This is a genomic window from Gordonia crocea (assembly GCF_009932435.1).
Classification (GTDB): Bacteria; Actinomycetota; Actinomycetes; order Mycobacteriales; family Mycobacteriaceae; genus Gordonia; species Gordonia crocea.
The window spans coordinates 188,958-211,764 of the sequence record NZ_BJOU01000019.1; the positions used below are offsets into that span (position 1 = coordinate 188,958).

Here is a 22,807-nt window from a genome sequence, read left to right on the forward strand (position 1 = left end):
CATGCCGGGGGCGACTGGATTCACCGGGGTCGACTGGTCCACGCGGCCCGCGGAGCAATTGTCGGCCGACCTCGCGGCCGGACCCGGGACGGCACCGCTGACCGAGGCCGTCGAGGCGTGGACCGAGTTGGCGCGGGAACTCGACCGGCTCGTCGTCGAGGCGAAGCGGGTCGGACACGAGTTGCGCGACGTGTGGGACTCGTCCAGTGGCGGCGCCGCCCGGCGGGCCCTCGACCGTTTTCCCGGCTGGATCGACACACTCGGCCGGCGGGCAGAAGCGCAAGCCGCCCTGACCCGGGCCGCGGCCGCGGCGGCAGAAGCGGCGAGGGTCGCGATGCCCGCGGCATCGGTGGTCGACGAGATCCGTGCCGCGGTCGCCGACGCGATCAGAGCCGGCCTGACGTCGGTCATGACCGGCGGACTCGCCCGCACCCACCGCGCCGAGCGCGACCTGGCGGCGGCCGCAGCGCAGGTGATGGCCGACTACGAACGCGATTCGACTGCGGCGGCCACGGCGCCGGTCCGGCATGACCGGCCGCCCACGCTCGTTCGGGGCACGGGCGGCAGCGGGGAGCACGCACAATACTCGCCTACCGGGACGAGGGCCGCGGGCCTTCCCGGCCTGTTGGCAGCGCCACGCGTCTTGGGAGCCTTCCGTCCGGCCGCCGTGACTGTGCCTCGCCTGGAGGCAGCGGATGGTCCGACGAACCGGATTGGGCCTGGTCCCGGGGCGGAGCCGGTCGCCGACACGGATCCGACGAAGCCGGCGTCCGTGGGGCCGGTTGCTCCGATGGCACCCGTCGTCGGGGGTCGCGCTGGTGCGGCAACCATGGCGAGCGAGTCCCCGGTGATCACGACCGGTTCCGTGGTTCGGGCCGACGAAGGTCCGTTGACCTGGGCGGAACTGGCCACCCACGATGCGGTGCGCGTCCAGATCGGCGCGACCACAGACTCGGATCACACAGCCGTGTGATCCGACACCAAGAAGAAGGGGGAACACCATGCCCGGAGCAGGGCTCAATCTCGACGTCGCCGCCTCGATGGCGTCGACGAAGTCGGTGGCGGGGATCGTCGACGAGATGCAGCAGGTCATCCGCGCCATTCAAACGGCATCGCAGAACGCGGCCACGACCTGGAAGGGGCGCGCGTCGGGGGCCTATGACACGACCCACGCCGACTGGAACGCCAGCGCCAACAAGCTGAATCTGGCGCTCGAAGACATCAAGGCGAAACTGACCGCGTCGTTCGCCGGCTACGGCGACGAGGACGAGTCGGGTGCCGCCACCATCGCCGGGTCGCTGTCGGTCTGACGCGTCTCGGCACCAGAGAAGGAGAGAAGAATGAGTGTCATCCAGTACGATTTCGCCGCGCTCGACACGCTGACCGGCGACCTCAACCGCAACTTTGCCCGGCTCGAGCAACTGTCGGGTCAGTTGCGTACCCAGGTCACCGCGCTGGCATCGCAGTGGCAATCGGTCCAGGGCGCCCAGGCGTACCAAGAGTCGCAGGCCCAATGGGACCGGGTCTTCGAGGAGTCGAGGCACCGGTTGAACAACCTGAGCGGCGCGGTGTCCAAGGCGTCGTCGACGATGGGCAACACCGACATGAGGGTTGGCCGCACGTTCGCCGTGTGATCGCGGGGCCGTCATCGCCGCAGCGGCGGTGGCGGCCCTCGCCGAGAATCGGTGAGCGCCATGGCGGTGGACACCGCGCCGGTCGGCCGGCGGGCGTTTAAGCTCGTGGCAGTTCCAATCACCGACGAAAGGTCCCGCCTGATGGCCGGAGGACTCGCCGCACTCCTCGACGATGTCGCAATGCTGGCAAAACTGACCGCGGCGTCCATCGATGACATCGGCGCCGCTGCCGGCAAGGCGAGTACCAAGGCGGTCGGCGTGATCGTCGACGACGCCGCGGTGACGCCGCGTTACGTCCAGGGGATCTCGCCGGCCCGTGAGCTCACGATCATCGGGAAGATCGCCCGAGGATCTATACGCAACAAGATCGTCTTCATCCTTCCGGCGATCATGCTCCTCAGCGAATTCGCGCCCTGGGCGCTGACGCCGCTGTTGATGATCGGTGGTACCTATCTGTGCTTCGAAGGCGCCGAGAAGATCTGGGAGAAGATCACCGGCCACCACGAGGACGAGGCGCAGATGCCGGCCGCGCAGGGCGGCGCCGACCAGGAGAAGTCGCTCGTCGGCGGCGCGGTGCGCACCGACTTCATCCTGTCGGCGGAGATCATGGTCATCGCGTTGTCGGAGGTGGCCGAGGAGAGCTTCTGGTTGCGTCTCGGCGCGTTGGTGATCGTTGCGCTGGTGATCACCGCGCTGGTCTATGGCGTTGTTGCCGTCATCGTGAAGATGGACGACGTCGGGTTGGCCCTGGCGGAGCGGTCGAGCCAGGTCGCGCAGCGAACCGGCCGATTCCTGGTGCGCGCCATGCCGACTCTGATGACGGTGCTGTCCTACGTCGGAGTCGTCGCAATGCTCTGGGTCGGTGGCCATATCGTCCTGAACGGGATCCACGAGCTCGGGTGGGACCCGCTCTACGACTTCGTGCACCACCTGCAGGAGGAGACCGTCGATGCGGCTCCGTTCGCCGGGGGCTTTGCCGGCTGGTTGGTCAACTCGTTCTTCTCCGCCATCCTCGGATTCGTCGTCGGATCGCTGGTGGCCTGGGTGGTGTATCTCATCCATGTGCTCCGGGCGAACCGCCCCGACGAGGCGGTGCCGGGCGACTCCGCCGAGGCGCATCGGTAACGCGATCGTCACACGATCTGCGGCAGTTGCGCCGCATGGTGCGCTAGCGTCGACTCGCAAAGCGAGCACGAAGACCGAGAACCGGAGCACGATGAGCAACCCATTGCTGCGCACCAAATCGATCGAGCAGTCGATCGCCGACACCGACGATCCGGACACCAAGCTCCGCAAGGACCTCAGTGCCTGGGATCTGACGGTCTTCGGCGTCGCCGTGGTCATCGGCGCGGGCATCTTCACCCTCACCGCGCGGACCGCCGGCAACGTCGCCGGGCCGGCGGTGTCGATCGCCTTCATCCTCGCCGCGGTGACGTGTGGCCTGGCTGCGCTGTGCTACGCCGAGTTCGCCTCGACGGTGCCGGTGGCCGGCAGTGCCTACACCTTCTCCTATGCGACCTTCGGGGAGTTCGTGGCGTGGATCATCGGGTGGGACCTGATCCTCGAATTGGCGCTGGCCGCGTCGGTCGTCGCGAAGGGGTGGTCGCTCTATCTCGGGGAGATCATCGGTCGGTCGGCCGCGGTAACCGTCGGGGGGATCCGATTCGATTGGGGCGCAGTTCTTCTCATCGTCGTGCTCACCACACTCTTGGCGCTGGGGACCAAACTCTCCTCGCGCGTGTCGCTGGTCATCACCGCGATCAAGGTCGGCGTCGTGCTCTTGGTGATCATCGTCGGAGCCTTCTACATCTCACCGAAGAACTACGACCCGTTCATCCCGCCGGCCACAAGCGGGGACCATGGCGAGGGGATCCACCAAACCGTTTTCTCCTGGGTGACGGGGGCGACCGGCTCCAACTTCGGCTGGTACGGGTTGCTGGCCGCCGCGTCGCTGGTGTTCTTCGCCTTTATCGGCTTTGACGTCATCGCGACGACGGCGGAGGAGACGCGCAACCCCGCGCGGGACATGCCGCGGGGGATCCTCGGGTCGTTGGCCATCGTGACGGTGCTCTACGTCGGCGTCTCGATCGTCCTCTCCGGCATGGTTCCACACACCAAGCTCGCCGACCGGACGGGGCCCGACGGCAAGAAGATCGAATCGACACTGTCGACCGCCTTCGAGGCACACGGCGTCACTTGGGCCGAATGGGTGATCAACATCGGTGCGCTGGCGGGTCTGACGACGGTGGTGATGGTGTTGCTGCTGGGGCAGATCCGGATCGGCTTCGCCATGTCGCGCGACGGGCTGTTCCCACAGGCACTCGCGAAGACCGGGTCGCGGGGGACGCCGGTCCGCATGACGATCATCGTCGGGGTCGTCGCGGCACTTCTCGCCGCCTTCTTCGACATGTTCGCGCTGGAACAGATGGTCAACATCGGAACACTGTTCGCGTTCGTGCTGGTGTGCATCGGCGTCATCATCCTGCGCCGGACGCGACCGGACCTGCCGCGAGGGTTCCGCGTGCCGTTCGTACCGGCGGTCCCGATCGCCGCGGTCGTGGCCTGCCTGTGGTTGATGATCAATCTGTCGATCGAGACCTGGGTCCGCTTCCTTGTCTGGATGGCGGTGGGCCTGGCCGTGTACTTCCTCTACGGACGGCGGAACTCTGTTCTGGCCCGGCGTGAACGCGGTGAACTGCCCGCCGCCCACGAGTGAACGACCGACAGGATAGCCTGGTCTGCGACCGTGCACCGACCGCGGACGACACGCGTCCGCGGAACCGACTAGGGGAGTAGATGAGCCTCGTGTCCAAGGCCATTCCGACCGCCGACAATCGCAATGGAATCGACTTCAAGGTCGCCGATCTCGGCGAAGCAGACTTCGGCCGCAAGGAGATCGAGCTTGCCGAGCACGAGATGCCCGGCTTGATGGAGTTGCGTCGCGAATACGCCGACGTCGAACCGCTCAAGGGGGCCCGCATCTCCGGGTCGCTGCACATGACCGTGCAGACGGCGGTGCTGATCGAGACCCTGGTGGCGCTCGGTGCGGAGGTCCGCTGGGCCTCCTGCAACATCTTCTCCACCCAGGATCACGCGGCGGCGGCTGTCGTCGTCGGTCCGCACGGCACCGCCGACGAGCCGAAGGGTGTCCCGGTGTTCGCCTGGAAGGGCGAGACGCTCGAGGAGTACTGGTGGTGTGTCGAGCAGATGCTCACCTGGCCGTCCGCCGCCGGGAGCGCGAGCGAGCGGGGCGAATCTGGTACTGCTGATGTCGAACCGGTATTGGCCAACATGATCCTCGACGACGGCGGTGACGCGACGATGCTCGTGCTGCGCGGCGCCGAGTTCGAGAAGGCCGGGGTGGTCCCGCCGACCGACGACGACCACTCGGCCGAGTACAAGGTGTTCCTGGATCTGCTGCGTTCGCGCTTCGAACAGGACAAGGGCAAGTGGACCGCCATTGCGGAGTCGGTCAAGGGCGTCACCGAGGAGACCACGACCGGCGTGCTGCGCCTCTACCAGTTCGCCGCGGCCGGCGACCTGGCGTTCCCGGCGATCAACGTCAACGACTCGGTCACCAAGAGCAAGTTCGACAACAAGTACGGCACGCGCCACTCGCTCATCGACGGAATCAACCGCGGCACCGATGTCCTCATCGGCGGCAAGAAGATCCTGATCTGCGGGTACGGCGACGTCGGCAAGGGCTGTGCCGAGTCGCTGGCCGGCCAGGGCGGGCGCGTCCAGGTCACTGAGATCGACCCGATCAACGCGCTGCAGGCGCTGATGGACGGCTTCGACGTGGTGACCGTCGACGAGGCGATCGCCGACGCCGACATCGTCGTCACGGCGACCGGGAACCTGGGCATCATCACCTTCGCGCATATGCAGAAGATGAAGAACCAGGCGATCTTGGGCAACATCGGCCACTTCGACAACGAGATCGACATGGCCGGGCTCGAGAGCGCCGCCGGGATGACCCGGATCACCGTCAAGCCGCAGGTCGACCAGTGGGTCTTCCCGGATGGGCACAGCATCATCGTCCTCAGCGAGGGTCGCCTGCTGAACCTGGGCAACGCCACCGGCCACCCGTCGTTCGTCATGAGCAACAGCTTCTCCAACCAGGTGATCGCGCAGATCGAACTGTGGACGAAGAACGACGAGTACGACAACGAGGTCTACCGCCTGCCCAAGCACCTCGACGAGAAGGTTGCCCGGATCCACGTCGAGGCCCTTGGCGGCTCGTTGACGAAGCTGTCGAAGGAACAGGCCGAGTACATCGGCGTCGACGTCGAGGGCCCGTACAAGCCGGAGCACTACCGCTACTGAGGTTCAGGGCCCAGTCGGCGGAGATGAGGGCCCAGTCGACGAAGATGAGGGCCCAGTCGACGGAAAACGGGGCCCAGTCGGCGAAGATGAGGGCCCAGTCGACGGGAAACGGGGCCCAGTCGGCGGTTAGGCGAGGAGTTCGGCGGCCAGACCCGGCACCGGGTCGCCGCTGAGCACCCGCCACGGCGACACCCACTGCGCAGCGGCGAGGCCTCGATAGGCCTCGTCGACGCGCGCCTGCAACGCCGCGTCGCGCTCGTAGCGGTCGCGGTCGCGGCCGGCATCGGTCTCGGCCCGGTCGACGGCCCGCTGCGCGGCCACCTCGACCGGCACGCCGAGAAACAGTTGCCAGTCGGGGACCGGCAGGTCGAAGCGGTCGAACTCCAGCGCGCGCACCCACTCGGTGGCGGCGACCGCCGCACCCGTCGACCGCTCGGCAACGCGCGCCGCGGTGTAGGCGGCGTTGGAGGCGACGTAGCGGTCGGCGACGACGACGTCGTTCTCGGCGATCAGCGAGCGCAGCGCCGGTGCCGCCTCCCGCCGGTCGAGGGCGAAAAGCAGCGCCATCGCGTACGCGCTGTCGGTGACGTCGCCGTGGAAGCCGCGCAATGCCTCGGCGCTGAGATCGGCATGCACGGATTCGCCGTAGCGGGGAAAGGCGATGGTGGCCACGCGAACCCCGTCGGCCTCCCACCCTCGGCGCAGCCCGTCGACGAGGGTGCGTTTCCCGGCTCCGTCGATTCCCTCGACGGTGATGAAAGTTGCCACGGTGCACGACCCTACCGAGTGCGCACGGCCGTGTCCGGCGGTGCCCGGGCAGACGTGATGGCGCGCGTTGCGCCGTCGTCGGCCCGGCGCGTCGATACCGCCCAAAAGGTCACGGAAGTGTCACTATGGAGCGCATGAAGCCACGTGTCCTCGTCGTCGATGACGATGCCGCTCTCGCGGAGATGCTGACCATCGTGCTTCGCGGTGAGGGCTTCGAGCCGTTCCACGTCGCCGACGGGACCCAGGCGCTGACCGCGGTGCGTGAAATCCGACCCGACCTCGTGTTGCTCGACTTGATGCTGCCGGGGATGAACGGCATCGACGTCTGCCGCGTGCTGCGCCAGGACTCGGGTGTGCCGATCGTGATGCTGACCGCCAAGTCCGACACGGTCGACGTGGTGCTGGGGCTTGAATCCGGCGCCGACGACTACATGGTCAAGCCCTTCAAGCCCAAGGAACTGGTGGCGCGCATCCGGGCCCGGCTGCGCCGCACCGACGACGAGCCCGCCGAGATGCTGTCGATCGGCCCGGTGGAGATCGACGTGCCGGCGCACAAGGTGACCCGCGACGGACAGCCGATCTCGTTGACCCCGTTGGAGTTCGACCTCCTCGTCGCGCTCGCGCGCAAGCCCCGCCAGGTGTTCACCCGCGACGTCCTGCTCGAGCAGGTGTGGGGCTACCGGCACCCGGCTGACACGCGCCTGGTGAACGTGCACGTGCAGCGGCTGCGCGCCAAGGTGGAGACGGATCCGGAGAACCCGGAGATCGTCCTGACCGTGAGGGGTGTCGGCTACAAAGCCGGGCCGCCGTGACCGAGCGTTCCGGTCGGGGCCGCGCCTCCCGTCCGCGCCGCCCCAACAGTGCCGCGGTCCGGCTGCGTCGAACCCTGACCACCCTGGGCCACCGCTTCGGCGGGGTCTGGCGGCGCTCCCTCCAACTGCGCATCGTCGTATCGACCCTCGCACTGTCGTTGGTCGTGCTGCTCATTTTGGGATTCGTCCTGATGTCGCAGATCACCAACAGCCTGCTCGACGCCAAACTGGGTGCCGCGGAAGAGGAGATCGACCGGGCCCGCGTCGTCGTCGAGCGCGACCTGGCCAGTCCCGATCCCAGTACCCCGGTGATCGCCCGGCTGCGCCAGACCCGTGCCCTGCTGACCGAGCGCGACACCGGCGAATCGGGCAGCGGGTCGCGCGCGGTCGGCGCCTTCGACACGGTGCTCCTCGTGCGCAGCCCCGGCGCGAGCACCGACGACACCGGCGTCGGACCGGTCGCCGCGATCCCGCAGAACCTGCGCATGATGATTCAGAGCGGGCAGGTCGCCTACCAGTATTCGAAGGTGGAGACGACCGGTGGGGCGAACACCGCCGCCCTGTTGATCGGCACCCCGACGAATGCGGCGGTCCCCGGACTGGAGCTGTACCTGGTCTTCCCGTTGAGCGCCGAGGAGGACACGGTCACCCTGGTGCTGCGGACGTTGGCCACCGGCGGCGTCGTCCTCCTGGGGTTGTTGGCGGCGATCGCCTGGTTGGTGTCGCGCCAGGTCGTGCTCCCGGTGCGGTCGGCGGCCCGGGTGGCAGTGCGCTTCGCCAGCGGCCGGCTCTCCGAGCGGATGCCGGTGCGCGGTGAGGATGACATGGCGCGGCTGGCGATGGCGTTCAACGACATGGCCGAGAGCCTGCAGCGGCAGATCACCCACCTCGAGGAGTTCGGCGGCCTGCAGCGCCAGTTCACCTCCGACGTCTCCCACGAGTTGCGGACCCCGCTGACCACCGTGCGGATGGCTTCGGACCTGCTCTACGAGGGCCGCGACGACCTCGACCCGGTGCGCAAACGCTCGGTCGAGCTGCTCGACAAGGAGCTCGACCGGTTCGAGACCCTCCTCACCGAACTGCTGGAGATCTCCCGCCACGACGCGGGCATGGCCGAACTCGCGGCCGAGCAGATGCCGATGACGATTCCCATCGATGCTGCGCTGCAGACCGTGCGCCACCTCGCCGACGAGACCGGGACCGAACTGGTCATCGACCTCCCGGCGGAGCCGGTGGTGGCCGAGATCGACCCGCGCCGCGTCGAGCGCATCTTGCGCAACCTGCTCGCCAACGCGATCGACCACTCCGAGCAGCGCCCTGTCACACTGACGATGCGGACCGACGGCGATGCGGTGGCGGTCACCGTCCGCGACCGCGGAGTCGGGTTGCGCCCCGGAGAGGAGAAGTTGGTGTTCAACCGGTTCTGGCGCTCGGACCCGTCGCGCTACCGGCGTTCCGGCGGCACCGGGCTCGGATTGGCGATCAGCGTCGAGGACGCCCACCTGCACGCCGGGCGGTTGGAGGCGTGGGGAGAACCGGGGCAGGGGGCGAACTTCCGCCTCACCCTGCCGCTCAAGCGGGGGCACAAGCTCCTGGGCAGCCCGTTGCCGTTGCGCCCGGTCGACGTCCGGACGTCGGGGCCGACGACGGGGGACGGCCGGTGACTGCGGGCCGGCGGATGGTCGCCGGACACCGGCGCCGGGTACTGGTGATGGCCATCGCGGCGACGATCGGCCTCGCCCTGAGCGGGTGTGTGGCGATCCCCAATGACTCGCCCCCGCAACCGTTGAAGAGCTTCGAACGCCGCCCCGACGCCAAGCCGCTGCCCAAGCCGACTGCCGCCATGGACCCCGAGGCCCTGGTCTACGGCTTCCTCAAGGCGACCGCCGACCCCAGCGCGGCGCATTCGGCGGCGCGGGCCTTCCTGACGACGGAGAACGGGGCGAGGTGGGACGACCGGGGCGACGCCGCCGTGCTGAGCAACGTGAACGTGCTGATCGATTCGCGCACCGACACCGCCGCGACGGTCCGCGTCACCGGGGACAACACCGCGACGATGAAGGTCAACGGACAGTTGCTCCCCGCCACGGGGCGGATCGAGACGACGTTCCGACTCACCCGGACGCCGGTGGGTTGGCGCATCGACGGCCCGCTGGCGCCCGGGGTCATGATCGACCGCACCCAGTTCGAGGCGACCTATCGGTTGGTGACGCTCTACTTCACCGACCGCGGCCGGTCCCGGCTGATCGGCGATCCGCGGTGGTTCTACATCGGCCAGACCGGAGCGGCCTCGGTGGCGGCCCGGCTGCTCGCCGGTCCCAGCCTCGACCTGGCCTCCGCCACCGCGTCGGCGATACCGGCGACGGCGGAGTTGGGGCCGGTGACCCAACGCCACGGCGGCGGGGTCCAGATCGACCTGCGGAACGCGGGCACGCCGTCGGCCCCGGAGCGGTCGCTGCTGGCCGCGCAACTGGTGTGGACGCTGAGCAGTGTGGACGCCCCCGCGCCGTACGCGATCACCCTCGACGGGGCGCCGTTGCTGCCCGACCATCCCGACGGCCTGCGTCTCGCCGACGTCGAACGCTATTCGCCGACCGGGACGTCGGGTCAAGCGGATCGGCTGGCGGTGATCAGCGGCGGCCGGCTCAACGACGTCGTCGACGGGCGGCTCGATCCGGTCCGGGGCGACCTCAACGACGGGAACCAGGTCGCGTCGGCCGGTCTGAGCGCGGACCGCACCCGCGTCGCGGCCGTGCGCATGGTCCGTCCGGCCGGCACCACGCCCACCCCGGCCCCCGGTGCTCCGCCGGCCGCACCGACACCGGCGCCCGGACCGGCCCGGACGCAACTGGTGACCGGCGCGTTCGGCGGGGACATGCAGACCCTCACCTCGGGGGCGACGATCACCCGGCCGAGTTTCGGCGCCGCCAACTCGGTGTGGGCGGTGGTCGACGGCAAACCGACCCGCTGGTCGATCGCCGACGGGGTGCGCACCGCGGTCGCCGACACCGCCGCGTTGTCGGCGGTGGCGCACGGCCCGATCACCGACCTCCAGGTCTCGCCCGACGGGGTCCGCGCGGCGCTGATCGTCGCCGGGCAGGTGCTGTTCGCCATCATCGACGAGCGGGAGGACGGCCAGGTGGCCCTCGCCCATCCGCGGTTCGCGGCGTACAACATCGGCAACCGCGCCGTCGCGCTGGATTGGGCGTCGCCGACGACGCTCGTCGTGGCCCGTGATGCCACCGAGTCCCCGGTCACCCAGGTGCCGGTGTCGGGTTTGCCCGCGGCGGGCCTGGGGTCGGGGAACTTGGCACCGCCGGTGCACGCCGTGGCGGCGAACCTGTCCTCCACCTACGTGGCCGACACCCGCGGGGTGCTGGTTTTGACGACCAGTTCGGGTAACCGCGACCAGACGTGGGCCGATGTGCCGGCCGCCAAGGGGGCCGACATCATCCCGGTGCTGCCCTAGTTCTACTGACCCGGGACGTTGGGTACGGCGGCGCCTCAGTCGGCGGCCGCGATCGCGAGGACCACCGCCACCGGCACGCCGCGGCGGGCGAGGATTCGCACCGATTCGGCCGCGGTGCTCCCGGTGGTGACGACGTCGTCGAGGAGCACGACGACGTCGTCGGGCGAAAGTTCCAGCGACCGTAGGTGATTGGTGTCGCACCGGATCGAGCCGTGGAGGTTCGCCCGGCGGGCGCCGGCATCGAGGCCGGCCGAGTCGCGCACCCAGCCGCCGGTGTGCAACACCGGTGCGACGACCACCCGCGAGCCCAGGCGGCGCGCGGCGGCGCGCGCGTACGCCGTCACCGGATCGCCTCCGCGTCGGCGGGCCGCGACGGCGCGCGTGGGTGCGGGGACCAGGACGAGGCGCGGCGCGTCGGGCAGTTCCCGCCACCGGAAGAGGGTGACCGCGGCACGCGCCAGGGAGTGTCCGATCGGGTCGACGAGGTCGCGGCGCCCGTGTTCCTTGACGGCGATGATCGCGGCGCGCAGCGGGCCGCGGTAGGGGCCCAAGACCCAGACGGCGGCCGCGACGGGGGTCGCCGGCTCGACGAGGCGCGGGACGTCGGCGAGGCTGCGCGCGCAGCGCGGGCACCACGGCGTCTCGGGGGTGCCGCAGCCGCCGCAGACCACGGGGGCGACCAGATCGGCCAGCGCGCGTGCCAGCTCGGCGGGCGTGAATCGATGGGTCGACCCCTCCACCCGAGCCCCCCTCGTCGGCCGATGATCACAATCACACCATTGCGGGCGCGTTCAGTGGGGCAAAACCTGGCAGGCCGACGGGGAGGCGACTACGGTCGAGATCAACATCCCCGCCCCGCACACGGAGGCGCTACCTGGGAGGTGAGGCCGCTGACACTTCGGTGCCAGCCGCCCGGCTGGCATAGCTAGATCGTTCGAGTTGTTCCGCCAGTAGGAGGAAGTTGTATGTCGTCCGTCATTCACCGCAAAGGTCAGCGCGAGCCGAAGGTCACCCGGCGCGAGGGGGAGCAACCGTTCGACGCCGAGGCCGCCTTCACCCGCCCGCCGGGCACGGTCATTTCGGCAGAGCCGGCCGAACCGAACGCGGCGGTGAACTTCTCCGGGCGCAACGTCGAGATTCCCGAGCACTACCAGGTGTACGTGCGGGACAAACTGGCCCGGCTGGAGCGGCTCAACCCGGCCATCTTCCGGTTCGACGTGCAGCTTTACCACGAGCGCAACCGGCGCCAGTCCAAGGCGTGCCAGCAGGTGGAGATCACCGCCACCGGCAAGGGGCCGGTGGTCCGCGCGCAGGCCGGCGGGGAGAACTTCTACGCCGCACTGGAGTTGGCGCTGGACCGGATGGAGTCACGGCTGCGGCGGACCAAGACGCGCCGCGAGGTCCATTACGGACTGCGGACACCGACGTCGCTGGCCGAGGCGACCGCCACCGGTGCGGGCGACCTGGCCGGCAGTGCGGCGGATTCGGTGGCCGAGGCGGACGTGGACCGGTACGCGGTGGACGACCACGAGCCGGGGCAGATCGTCCGCGTCAAGGAACACCCGGGCGAGCCGATGACCGTTGATGACGCGCTGTACGAGATGGAACTCGTCGGGCACGACTTCTTCCTGTTCCTCGACAAGGAGACCGACCGCCCGTCGGTCGTCTATCGCCGGCACGCGTTCGACTACGGCCTGCTCCGGTTGGTGTGACGAGGGGCGCCGCTCCGGCGGCGCCGCTCTAACCGACGTGCTGGCGCACGCGTCCCTGTTGTTCCGTACCATGTCAGAGGGTTCGGTGTGAGTGCCCCCGGGTCCGGGGGCGCCGATCGGGCCAGACACTCACGGTTACACACAAGGGATTGCCAGTGCTGAACAAGCTGCTCCGCGTCGGCGAAGGCCGGATGGTCAAGCGACTCGACGTGATCGCCGGTCACGTCGAAGCTCTCGAAGACGAGACCGCCGCGCTCACCGACGACGAACTGCGCGCCAAGACCGACGAGTTCCGAGAGCGGTTCGCCGACGGCGAGACCCTCGACGAACTGCTGCCGGAGGCGTTTGCGGTGGCCCGCGAAGCGGCCTGGCGCGTCCTGGACCAGAAGCACTTCCACGTCCAGATCATGGGCGGCGCGGCACTGCACTTCGGCAACATCGCCGAGATGAAGACCGGTGAGGGCAAGACCCTGACCTGTGTGCTGCCGGCCTACCTCAACGCGATCGCCGGCAAGGGCGTGCACGTGGTCACCGTCAACGACTACCTCGCCAAGCGCGACTCCGAGTGGATGGGCCGCGTCCACCGCTTCCTGGGCCTGGAGACCGACGTGATCCTCTCGGCCATGTCGCCGGAGGCCCGCAAACGCGCCTACGACGCCGACATCACCTACGGCACCAACAACGAGTTCGGCTTCGACTACCTGCGCGACAACATGGCGCACGCCCTCGAGCAGCAGGTGCAGCGCGGCCACTTCTTCGCGATCGTCGACGAGGTCGACTCGATCCTCATCGACGAGGCGCGCACCCCGCTGATCATCTCCGGCCCGGCCGACTCGTCGAGCAAGTGGTACGTTGAGTTCGCCCGTCTCGCGCCGCTGATGAAGAAGGACGTCCACTACGAGGTCGACATCAAGAAGAAGACCATCGGCGTCCACGAGGACGGCGTCAGCTTCGTCGAGGACCAGCTGGGTATCGAGAACCTCTACGACGCGGCCAACTCGCAGCTCGTCGGGTACTTGAACAACGCGATCAAGGTCAAGGAACTCTTCCACCGCGACAAGGACTACATCGTCCGCAACGGCGAAGTGGTCATCGTCGACGAGTTCACCGGCCGCGTGCTCGACGGCCGGCGCTTCAACGAGGGCCTGCACCAGGCGATTGAGGCCAAGGAGGGCGTGGAGATCCAGGCGGAGAACCAGACCCTGGCCACCATCACCCTGCAGAACTACTTCCGCATGTACGAGAAGCTGGCCGGGATGACCGGTACGGCCGAGACCGAGGCCGCCGAGTTCGACCAGATCTACAAGCTGGGCGTGCTGCCGATCCCGACCAACAAGCCGATGATCCGCAAGGATCAGACCGACCTGATCTACAAGACCGAGGAAGCCAAGTTCGACGCGGTCGTCGACGACGTCGCCGAGCGGCACGAGAAGGGCCAGCCGGTCCTGATCGGTACCACCAGCGTCGAGCGCTCGGAATACCTCTCCCGCCAACTCGAGCGGCGCGGCATCCCGCACACGGTGCTGAACGCGAAGTACCACGAGCAGGAGGCGCAGATCATCGCCGAGGCCGGCCGCGTCGGCGCGGTCACGGTCGCGACGAACATGGCCGGCCGCGGTACCGACGTCGTCCTGGGCGGCAACGCCGACATCATCGCCGATTCGCGCCTGCGCAAGGCCGGACTCGACCCGGTGCACACGCCCGAGGAGTACGAGGCGGCGTGGGACGAGGCGATCACGATCGCCCGCGAGAACGCCGAGTCCGAGGCCGACGAGGTGCGCGAGGCGGGCGGGCTGTACGTGCTGGGCACCGAGCGCCACGAGTCGCGCCGGATCGACAACCAGCTGCGCGGCCGCTCGGGTCGTCAGGGTGACCCCGGCGAATCGCGGTTCTACCTGTCGCTGGGCGACGAGCTCATGCGCCGGTTCAACGGCGCGGCGCTGGAAGTCATCATGAACCGCGTCAACCTGCCCGACGACGTGCCGATCGAGGCGAAGATGGTCACCAAGGCCATCCGGTCGGCGCAGACGCAGGTCGAGCAGCAGAACTTCGAGGTCCGCAAGAACGTCCTCAAGTACGACGAGGTGATGAACGAGCAGCGCAAGGTCATCTACCGCGAACGTTCGACGATCCTCGCCGGCGAGGACCACCACGAGCAGGTCGAGCAGTTCATCGACGACGTCGTCGGCGCCTACGTCGACGGTGCGACCGCCGAGGGCTATGCCGAGGACTGGGACGTCGAGGAGTTGTGGAACGCGCTGCGGTCGCTCTACCCGATCGCGCTGTCCCCGCAACAGCTGTTGGGGGAGAACGAGTTCGGCGAGCGCGACGACGTTGCCGCAGAGGAGTTGCGGGAGGTTCTCGTCGCCGACGCGCACCAGGCCTACGCGAAGCGCGAGGACGAGATCGATGCGTTGGCCGGCGAGGGGGCGATGCGCCAGCTCGAGCGCAGCATCCTCCTCTCGGTGATCGACCGGAAGTGGCGCGACCACCTCTACGAGATGGACTACCTGCGCGAAGGCATCTACCTGCGCTCGATGGCCCAGGCCGATCCGGTGGTCGAGTACCAGCGCGAGGGTTTCGACATGTTCCACGGCATGCTCGACGGCATCAAGGAGGAGGCGCTGGGCTTCCTCTTCAACGCCCAGGTCGAGACCGAACCGGCCTACGATCCGGGCCCCGAACTCCCGACCGGGCCGGTCGCCGACTCGGCCGACGAGTCCAAGATCCCGGCCGGTTTGCGGGCGCGCGGCGTCCCCGGCCAGCCGGCCGAGACGCCGATGGTCTTCACCGGCCCGGATGAGAGCGGATCGGCCGCGGCCTTCGACGAGGAGCCGGCCGAGGACGGGGATGCGGTGGATTCCGCGGGCCGCCGCTCCAACCGGCGCCCCAAGCGCGGCAAGCCCGCGTCGAAGAAGGCCAAGCGCCGCCGCTGAATCGACGGTATTTCGGATCGCAGGGAACCGAACGGCGTTGCGCTGCGTCCCAGTTATATGGAGACCAGTCGCGTCGTGGTCCGGCCCGCGCCCAGGTTCGAACACCCGGGACGCTGGGCGGTGGAATGCGGGTGCACCGCACCGGTCCCGGTTGAGGAGACGGCAGCGGACCGTCGCGCCGACGATCCGGTCGCGGCCACCCGGGCCGTCGCGGACCGGACCCCGGCGCCCGGTCCGCCGGCGGCGCAGTTGGCCTCGGCCCGCGCGTTCGCCGTCGCGGCGATGACGGTGGTGCTCGAGGTGATCGACCGTCGGCGGCCCGTCGGCGCACTGGACCCGTTCGTCGCCGCGCCGGTGGCCGACCATGTGATCGCGCGCGGCAAGGCGCGCCACGAATCACGCGCGCTGCCCGGGTCCTCGGCTCCGGGCCTGCGGCTGCGGCGGGTGCACATCCAACTCGGGGTCGACGGCGCGGCCGAGTTTTTCGGCAGCTACACCTGCGGCGACCGGGTCCGCGCCTTCGCCGGCCGCATGGGTGTGCCCCCGCGCGGACCGCGCCGGCGGGGCCGGGCCGGTGGCGGGGTGCCGGCCTGGCAGGTGCAGGGCTTGATGTTGGGCTGATGATGCTCGCCTCTGATTGCGTGTCGGGCCGATAGGATCGCGTCATCATGGTGAACCGGCTTACTCCGCGCGAAGCGATGTATTACTTCCTCGACGAGGGCTCCTCGACCGTGCATGTCGGCGCGCTCATCATCGTCGATCCCACCGCCGACGGCGCCGAGCCCGGGTTGGACTACCAGTCGTTGGTGTCGCTGATCGAGGGTCGCATCCAGCTCGCGCCGCGCTACCGGCAACTCGTCAAGCCGGTCGTCCTCGGTTTGGCGCGCCCGGTCTGGGTCGACGACCCGGACTTCGACATCAACTTCCACGTCCGACGGGCCGGGCTGCCGCGGCCGGGTGCCACCGAGCAACTGCAGGACCTCGTCGGCCGGATCCTGTCGCGGCCGCTGGACCCGCAGCGCCCGTTGTGGGAGATGTATCTGATCGAAGGGCTGGCCGACGGGGCGATGGCCATCCTGACCAAGACGCACCGGTGCGTCCTGGGCCCCGATTCCCCGGAGCTGTCGGGATTGCTGCTCGACGCCGAACCGGAGTTCGGCGAGCCCGCCGAGGACATCTGGTTGCCGACGCGGGCGCCGAGCCAGGCCCAACTCGCGGTGGATGCGATCGCCGAGGGGTTGGCCCGGCCCGGGGAACTCGTGGAGAGCATCGTCGGGAACGGACCCGTCGGCGGGTTGCGCGACCTGGTGACGTCGACGGCCAGCCGGGCCACCGAGGCGATCTCGCAGGTCACCAATTCGGCGCCGCCCAGCCGGTTGAACCAGGCCACGACGTCGACGCGCAGCTTCGCCGTCGCGTCGATCCCGGTCGCCGAGGCCGCCCGGGTCGCCGAGCAGTACCGCTGCGGCCAGCGCGATGTGGAACTGGCCGTCGTCACCGGGGTGTTGCGCCGCTGGATGCTCTCGTTCACCGACACCCTCGGTGCCGGGGCGACCGTGCGCGTGGTCCTGCCGATCGGTTCGCGTCCCGCCGACGACGAGGCCGATTCCGGAACCGGGCGGCCGCGCGACGGTTGGTTCGGGGAGGACGGGCCGGGGTTCGTCACCGATCTGCCGGTCGGCGAGGCGAATCCGACGGTGGTCCTGGCGCAGGTCGCCGGGCTGGCGACGCGCAACGCGCAGTCCGCGTCGCGGCAGACCACGCGGGTCAGTCCGCTGCTGCCGGATTTGGGTGTGGTCCCGTTCGGCGACGCGGCCGCGCGGTTCTTCACCAGTTGGAACCGGCACACCTACAACCTGCCGATCGCCGTGGTGGCGACGCCGATCGGACAGCGGTGGGTGCGCGGCGTGCCGGTGCGGGAGCTGTTCGGGATCCCGGCGCTGCTGGCCAACCGGGCGTTGGCCATCGCCGTGATGACCTATGCCGACCACATCGAGTTCGCCTACCTCGGCGACCGCGGCGTGATGTCGGACCTGCCCGCCCTCGTCGACTACACCCACGACGCCTTCGATGAGATCACCGACGCCGAGGGAGGTCGATGACGTGCGGGTCTACCTGCCGGCAACGCTCGCGATGCTGCAATCGCTCAATGAGACAGGCGAATTCACGCCGGTGGGCGGTACGGCCTTCGCGCTGACCCCGGCCCTGCGGGAGGCGTACACCGCCGGCGACGACGAGGAACTCGCCGAGGCGGCGCTTCGTGAAGCCGCCCGGGCGAGCCTGCGGTTGCTCGGCGCGGACGAACCCGAGACCGACGAGGAGCACGACGGGGCGTCGCTACCGCCGCGGCGCGTCGTGGTGGCCGCCGACGTCGAGCAGGTGGCGCTGCGGCCGGATCTGGACGCCGCGGTGGTCAAGGTGACCGGTGTGGTGCCGCGGTCGGCGATCGCCGCGGTGCATGTCGACGGGGCCGACGCCGAAGCCGCGGTGCGGGCCGCGGTGGCCGCGGTGGACGCGGCCGACCTGGGCGATCTCGATGCGGAACTTGCGATCGGCGATGCCGAAGATTTCGACCTGGGTTGGTACGCCACCCAGGAGCTGCCGTTCCTGCTGGAATTGTTGTAGTGCAGCTGCGTCCAACGACGCATGCAGCTTGCCCACTTGTGGGCGGAGGATGGTGGCGCACCGCCTTGGATCTACTTAGAGCCGGTCACTGCGGATCAATGCGGTAATTCTGCGCCACGAGCTGCAACCATTGCGTCTGCGAGGGAACGCGATCACCCCGGTCGACAATCGTCGTGAAGTGCGGGACGCCCGGGACGATCTTCGTCGTGTTGTGCGCGCCCACGGAGTTGTGTTCACACTGTCCGGACGCAGTGCGAGCAACCTTGTTCGGATAGGCCGGAAGGATCTTTCCGCCGACGAAGCCGCGATTCCCCAAGCACGTCAGACTGCCGCCGACGACGGCGCCGGCAACCTGGTTGGCGGCAGAGTGGTTGCGCAGGAAGTCGAGGTTGCCGCCGACCGAGATCTGCGATACGCACGTCGAGAAATTCCCGAGCGTCGGATAGTTCGTGCTCGACACGTCCCAGGGTGCATCCGGCCCGCTGTCAGTGATGGTCAAGTCACCGCGGATCGTCGAGGAGCAGATACCATTTGCGGTTCCCAGCCCGAAGAAGGCAGCCTTGTTCGGATGCAGGGTGGTGTGGGTGACGGCCACACTGCCGAGGACGGTGCTTGTGATGAGCCCAAACGTCGAGGCGCGCACCGACGTCACGCTTCCGGTGACCAACGAGTGCTGTACGAGGCACCAGTGGCCCGGCGAGACCGTGACGTTGCGGAAGACTCCCTGAATGATCTGATCGGAGCAGGTGACGTCACTGTGTCGCGATTGCGCGTGCGAGGGTGAGACGGTGCCGAGTAAGAGGAGGGCCGCAGCCTGGGCGCCCACCAGCAGTCGACGGACGGCCCTCGTTTCGCCGATCACGCCGATCACTGCTTCACGGCCTGTGGAGTCTTCCACTCACCGTCGAGGGCCGGCTTCTTCGGCCAGTACAACCGCAGGATCATCTGGAACGGGCCTTCGGGCGCGGGGAGCCAGTTGGCCTCCTTGTCCTTGCCGGGCGACTGGTTCTGCACGTGCAGCGTGACGCCTCCGTCGGGATCCTTGATCAGGCCGGGCAGCATCGGCGAGTTGACCAGGTAGCGGTCGATCGGATTGGCCACGAGCAGACTCTGGGGCATCCGGTACATGGTGATCGACCAGAACGAATGGACCGGCGGCAGCTGGCCGGGGGCGAAGCGCAAGGTGTAGGAGTGGGCGCCGGACAGTGGAGCTTTCGTCGAATCGTTGGCGACAACGGGGTAGAGGGCTTCTTTTGCGACGTTGCCGTAGATGCCGAGCACCGAGCCGGCCATCCGGTAGAGGTAGTTGTCGCCGAGTTCGGCGTGCGTGCCGAACAGGTCCGCGGAGGTGACCTTGCCGGTGTTGAGCTCGTCGGTCTGGAATGTCGCCAACTCGGCCAGGGCATCGGCCATGCCATCCTTGACGGCCTGCAACTGTTCGGGACTCAGTGTGTCGGGGTTGAATCCGCCGTCGGGTCCGATGCCGATGGAGGCGAAGCGCTCGCGCAGCGCCTTCTCGTCGGGGAACACGGGGGCGTACTTGAGGACGAAACCAAGGATCTCGAAGAACCTCGGTGAGGTTCGCTGCTCTTCGACGGTCAGCGGCGTGATGAAGTCGACGGGCGGGGCCGTGGCCGCCGGCTTGCCGGTGAAGGCTGATAACGGCTGCACCTTGTACCCGGCCTGGATTCGCTTGACGTTGTCCAGGTCGGCTGGATCGAACAGTTGGGTCCGGTAGATGATCAACGAGAAGTCGGTGTCGGCCCGGATCACCTCGTCGATGCCCGCGGGCTTCTCGCCATTCCAGCCGGGACCGGCCAGCAGATACTTACCACCGTCATTGCCGGTGGTGCGGCTGCCGACGTAGTGGTAGTCGTAGGTGTAGGCGTCGATGAACTGCAGCGAGTAGTAGCGGTTCGCGTCGATCTTGGGGACGGTCAGCACGAGGGGCTCGGCGCGCAGATCGGCACCGATGAACGAGTACGGCGTGTCGGAGTTGGGGGTCTGAACGGTGGTGTCGGCCGGAGTGAAGACCCGGGCGATGCTGTGCAGTGTGTTCCAATCGCCTTTGTACTGCGGGTTTGCCTTGTCGGCGAAGTAGGAGTGTTGGATGCGATAGCTGTCGACCAACGGCAATCCATAGATGTAGGCCTGTTTGGCGATTTCGCGGAATTGTAGGGGTGTCCGAGCTCCGGAGGTCTCCGCCGGCTCACCATCGCTTTGGCAGGCGGCGATGGCGAGGGTCGCGGCGGTGAGAGTGGCGACAATCCCAACACGCTTCATCGAGTCCTCCTTGTAGGTGATGGATACAACTGTGCCGGACGAGGGCGGGTGCGTCTTGACTCTGCTGGACGGAGTTTTTACTTTGAGGGACATGCTGCTGATCCGGGGTTCGAGTCTGAGCGGCTTCGACACGCTCGTCGGCGACTGTGGCGGGGATGCCGTAGCACTACTAGCGGCGGCCGGTGTCGACCCCGGCGATGTCGGGGACCACGAACGGTTCATTGTCTGTAGGAATGCCGTGTTGGCCGTGGAGACTGCGGCTGCGGTTCTCGATGTTGCGGACTTCGGTCGCCGACTCGCCGATCTGCAGAGCATCGACATCCTCGGACCGGTGGGCGTCGCGGCCCGCACCGCCGGCACCGTCGGTGAGGCGCTGGGGATCTTCGACACCTATATGGACACCTACAGCGCTGCGATTCTCGCCCAGGTCGGGCCCGGCCCCGACGATGGGCTGGCGCGATTCGAGTACAGCTTCCTGATGGATCCCGCGCCGCCGCAGGCCCAATCCATCGAGCTCGCACTCGGTCTCACCCTTCGCGTCTTCCGGACCCTCCTGGGGACCGCGTATCGACCGGTGGCGGTGCACCTTCCGCATTCGGCGCTGGGCTTGCCGTCGTCGTATCGCTACTACTTCGGCTGCTCGCCGCGATTTGATGAGCCGGTCGCCGGCTTCACCGTTCGGGCAGCGGATCTGGAGCGGCCGTTGGGGCGCGACCCGCTGGTCCACCAGGTGGCCATGAACTACCTCGTCGACGTCATGGCACACCGGGAACGTGCGATTGTGGGCTCGGTCCGCAGCGTCCTGCGGCAGTTACTCCCGACCCGCAGGCTCAACATCGATCTGGTCGCCGGCCAGTTCAACCTGCATCCGAAGGCTCTGCAGCGGCGCCTCGCCGCCGAGGGGACGAGCCTGGCGGAGTTGGTGGACCAGACCCGGCGCGACATCGCCGAGCGGTTGCTCGTCGGGTCGGACTTGTCGGTCGCACAGGTGGCCCGGCAGCTCGGCTATACCGAGCAGAGCACGTTGACGCGCGCCTGCCGGCGTTGGTTCGATGCGAGCCCGACGGAGCTGCGCGCGCGAGGATGACGGTCAGACGTCGAGCGAGCAGTCGCCGGCCGCGGCGGACACACAGGTCTGGATGCGCTCGCCGGCCACATGCTCGACGCCGGTGCGCAGGTCGCGGACGACGCCGGCCTCGACCGGGACGACACAGCTCTGGCAGATCCCCATCCGGCAGCCGAAGGGCATGAGCACGCCGGCCGCCTCACCGGCCTCGAGGATCGTGGTCGCCCCGTCGATCGTCGCGGTCTTGCCGCTGCGGGTGAACGAGACCGTCCCGCCCTGCTCACCGGCGGCGCCGCGTTCGAGGGCGAAGCGCTCGAGGTGCAGGTGGTCGCGCACGCCGGCGTCGTCGAACATCCCGGACACCAGGTCGAGGAAGCCGCCGGGACCGCACGCCCAGGTCTCGCGCTGGGCCCAATCCGGGCACAGGGCGCCGATCCCGTCGGGGGTGAGGCGGCCGTCGCGGCGGGTCTGGTGGAGGTGGACGGTGATCCCGCGGTCGGCATAGCCGGCCAGCTCGTCGGCGAAGAGGACGTCGTCGGCGGTGGGGGCGGAGTGGACCAGCACGATGTCGGTGCGCTGGCCGCGGTGCTCGACCGTTCGCAGCATCGAGATGATCGGGGTGATGCCGCTGCCGGCGGTGAGGAAGAGGAGGGTGGCAGGTAGCGGCTCGGGCAGGACGAATTCGCCGGCGGGGGCGGCGAGGCGGACGATGGTGCCCGGCTTGAGCCCGGTCACCAGGTGGGAGGAGAGGAACCCCTCGGGCATCGCCTTGACCGTGATGGAGACCGTTTGCTGCTGTTCGGCGAGGTCCGGTGCGGAGGTGAGCGAGTAGGAGCGCCAGATCCAGCGCCCGCCCACGGCGACGCCGATGCCGAGGTACTGCCCGGGCTGGTAGTCGAAGGAGAAGCCCCATCCGGGTTTGATCTCGATGGTCGCCGAGTCCGCGGTCTCGCGGCGCACCGAGACGACTCGGCCGCGCAGTTCGCGCGCCGACCACAGCGGGTTGGCCAGGTGCAGGTAATCGTCGGGCAGCAGGGGGGTGGTGATCCGGGCGGCGGCGGCGCGCACCCACTGCGACGCGCGGTGGCGCGCGTTGACGCCGCGCACCGGCTCTTCGAATCGTTCACGCCAATTCATGCGTGGGTACTCCTTCTGCGGCGGCCCGGGTGACTGGGG

General features: G+C 68.7%; 20 protein-coding genes. 15 read left to right on the forward strand and 5 right to left on the reverse strand.

Annotated elements, in window-relative coordinates; translation table 11 throughout:
- Nucleotide 1: 1 nt before the first annotated feature.
- The 6 genes from nbrcactino_RS17635 (at nt 2) to ahcY (ending at nt 5,960) form a co-directional block, all read left to right on the forward strand.
- Nucleotides 2–973 (forward strand): PPE domain-containing protein, encoded by a 972-nt coding sequence (locus tag nbrcactino_RS17635; protein WP_161928756.1) that lies wholly within the window; start codon nt 2–4, stop codon nt 971–973.
- A 28-nt stretch (nt 974–1,001) separates the two neighbouring features.
- A complete protein-coding gene (locus nbrcactino_RS17640; protein WP_161928757.1) occupies nt 1,002–1,310 on the forward strand; it encodes a WXG100 family type VII secretion target in 309 nt (102 codons plus the stop codon).
- Nucleotides 1,311–1,340: 30 nt separating this feature from the next.
- Nucleotides 1,341–1,634, forward strand: coding sequence for a WXG100 family type VII secretion target (locus nbrcactino_RS17645; protein ID WP_161928758.1), 294 nt, complete (start codon nt 1,341–1,343; stop codon nt 1,632–1,634).
- A 141-nt stretch (nt 1,635–1,775) separates the two neighbouring features.
- Nucleotides 1,776–2,759, forward strand: coding sequence for a DUF808 domain-containing protein (locus nbrcactino_RS17650; protein WP_161928759.1), 984 nt, complete (start codon nt 1,776–1,778; stop codon nt 2,757–2,759).
- A gap of 91 nt (nt 2,760–2,850) precedes the next feature.
- Nucleotides 2,851–4,350, forward strand: coding sequence for an amino acid permease (locus tag nbrcactino_RS17655; protein WP_161928760.1), 1,500 nt, complete (start codon nt 2,851–2,853; stop codon nt 4,348–4,350).
- A gap of 80 nt (nt 4,351–4,430) precedes the next feature.
- Nucleotides 4,431–5,960, forward strand: coding sequence for an adenosylhomocysteinase (gene ahcY, locus nbrcactino_RS17660; RefSeq protein ID WP_161928761.1), 1,530 nt, complete (start codon nt 4,431–4,433; stop codon nt 5,958–5,960).
- Between the two features lie 126 nt (nt 5,961–6,086).
- Here the strand turns inward: ahcY and nbrcactino_RS17665 are convergent, their stop codons facing one another.
- Nucleotides 6,087–6,728 carry a dTMP kinase gene (locus tag nbrcactino_RS17665; protein WP_161928762.1) on the reverse strand — a complete coding sequence of 214 codons (642 nt, stop codon included), beginning with the start codon at nt 6,726–6,728 and terminating at the stop codon, nt 6,087–6,089.
- Between the two features lie 134 nt (nt 6,729–6,862).
- Here nbrcactino_RS17665 and mtrA point away from each other — a divergent pair, with 134 nt between their 5' ends.
- Genes mtrA through nbrcactino_RS17680 form a run of 3 tightly spaced genes read left to right on the forward strand, consistent with a single transcriptional unit; the run spans nt 6,863 to nt 11,009 of the window.
- Nucleotides 6,863–7,540, forward strand: a complete 678-nt coding sequence (mtrA, locus tag nbrcactino_RS17670) for an MtrAB system response regulator MtrA (protein WP_161928763.1) — start codon at nt 6,863–6,865, stop codon at nt 7,538–7,540.
- A complete protein-coding gene (mtrB, locus tag nbrcactino_RS17675; RefSeq protein WP_161928764.1) occupies nt 7,537–9,204 on the forward strand; it encodes an MtrAB system histidine kinase MtrB in 1,668 nt (555 codons plus the stop codon). The genes mtrA and mtrB overlap by 4 nt, the downstream gene beginning before the upstream one ends.
- Nucleotides 9,201–11,009: an LpqB family beta-propeller domain-containing protein gene (locus tag nbrcactino_RS17680; protein WP_228461001.1), complete on the forward strand. Its 1,809-nt coding sequence runs from the start codon at nt 9,201–9,203 to the stop codon at nt 11,007–11,009. The genes mtrB and nbrcactino_RS17680 overlap by 4 nt, the downstream gene beginning before the upstream one ends.
- A gap of 35 nt (nt 11,010–11,044) precedes the next feature.
- On the opposite strand, the gene nbrcactino_RS17685 is transcribed toward nbrcactino_RS17680, so the two are convergent.
- The gene (locus nbrcactino_RS17685; RefSeq protein WP_228461002.1) at nt 11,045–11,749 is read right to left on the reverse strand and encodes a ComF family protein; all 705 of its coding nucleotides are present in this window, start codon (nt 11,747–11,749) and stop codon (nt 11,045–11,047) included.
- A 225-nt stretch (nt 11,750–11,974) separates the two neighbouring features.
- On the opposite strand from nbrcactino_RS17685, the gene hpf reads away from it, so the two are divergent.
- The 5 genes from hpf (at nt 11,975) to nbrcactino_RS17710 (ending at nt 18,282) form a co-directional block, all read left to right on the forward strand.
- Nucleotides 11,975–12,721, forward strand: a complete 747-nt coding sequence (gene hpf, locus nbrcactino_RS17690; RefSeq protein ID WP_161928765.1) for a ribosome hibernation-promoting factor, HPF/YfiA family — start codon at nt 11,975–11,977, stop codon at nt 12,719–12,721.
- Between the two features lie 155 nt (nt 12,722–12,876).
- Nucleotides 12,877–15,657 carry a preprotein translocase subunit SecA gene (gene secA / locus nbrcactino_RS17695; protein WP_161928766.1) on the forward strand — a complete coding sequence of 927 codons (2,781 nt, stop codon included), beginning with the start codon at nt 12,877–12,879 and terminating at the stop codon, nt 15,655–15,657.
- A 57-nt stretch (nt 15,658–15,714) separates the two neighbouring features.
- Nucleotides 15,715–16,278, forward strand: a complete 564-nt coding sequence (locus tag nbrcactino_RS17700; RefSeq protein WP_161928767.1) for an Rv3235 family protein — start codon at nt 15,715–15,717, stop codon at nt 16,276–16,278.
- Nucleotides 16,279–16,325: 47 nt separating this feature from the next.
- On the forward strand, nt 16,326–17,759 hold the full coding sequence (locus tag nbrcactino_RS17705) for a wax ester/triacylglycerol synthase domain-containing protein (RefSeq protein WP_161928768.1): 1,434 nt from the start codon (nt 16,326–16,328) through the stop codon (nt 17,757–17,759).
- A 1-nt stretch (nt 17,760) separates the two neighbouring features.
- A complete protein-coding gene (locus tag nbrcactino_RS17710) occupies nt 17,761–18,282 on the forward strand; it encodes a DUF6912 family protein (RefSeq protein ID WP_161928813.1) in 522 nt (173 codons plus the stop codon).
- A gap of 85 nt (nt 18,283–18,367) precedes the next feature.
- Here nbrcactino_RS17710 and nbrcactino_RS17715 read toward each other — a convergent pair whose 3' ends face one another.
- Both nbrcactino_RS17715 and nbrcactino_RS17720 read right to left on the reverse strand, forming a co-directional pair.
- The gene (locus tag nbrcactino_RS17715; protein WP_161928769.1) at nt 18,368–19,153 is read right to left on the reverse strand and encodes a hypothetical protein; all 786 of its coding nucleotides are present in this window, start codon (nt 19,151–19,153) and stop codon (nt 18,368–18,370) included.
- Nucleotides 19,150–20,565, reverse strand: coding sequence for a DUF1254 domain-containing protein (locus nbrcactino_RS17720; RefSeq protein WP_161928770.1), 1,416 nt, complete (start codon nt 20,563–20,565; stop codon nt 19,150–19,152). The genes nbrcactino_RS17715 and nbrcactino_RS17720 overlap by 4 nt, the downstream gene beginning before the upstream one ends.
- A gap of 91 nt (nt 20,566–20,656) precedes the next feature.
- On the opposite strand from nbrcactino_RS17720, the gene nbrcactino_RS17725 reads away from it, so the two are divergent.
- Entirely contained in the window at nt 20,657–21,652 is a 996-nt protein-coding gene (locus tag nbrcactino_RS17725) for an AraC family transcriptional regulator (RefSeq protein ID WP_161928771.1), read from the forward strand.
- A 3-nt stretch (nt 21,653–21,655) separates the two neighbouring features.
- Here the strand turns inward: nbrcactino_RS17725 and nbrcactino_RS17730 are convergent, their stop codons facing one another.
- Nucleotides 21,656–22,768, reverse strand: coding sequence for a ferredoxin reductase (locus nbrcactino_RS17730; RefSeq protein ID WP_161928772.1), 1,113 nt, complete (start codon nt 22,766–22,768; stop codon nt 21,656–21,658).
- Nucleotides 22,769–22,807 lie beyond the last annotated feature (39 nt).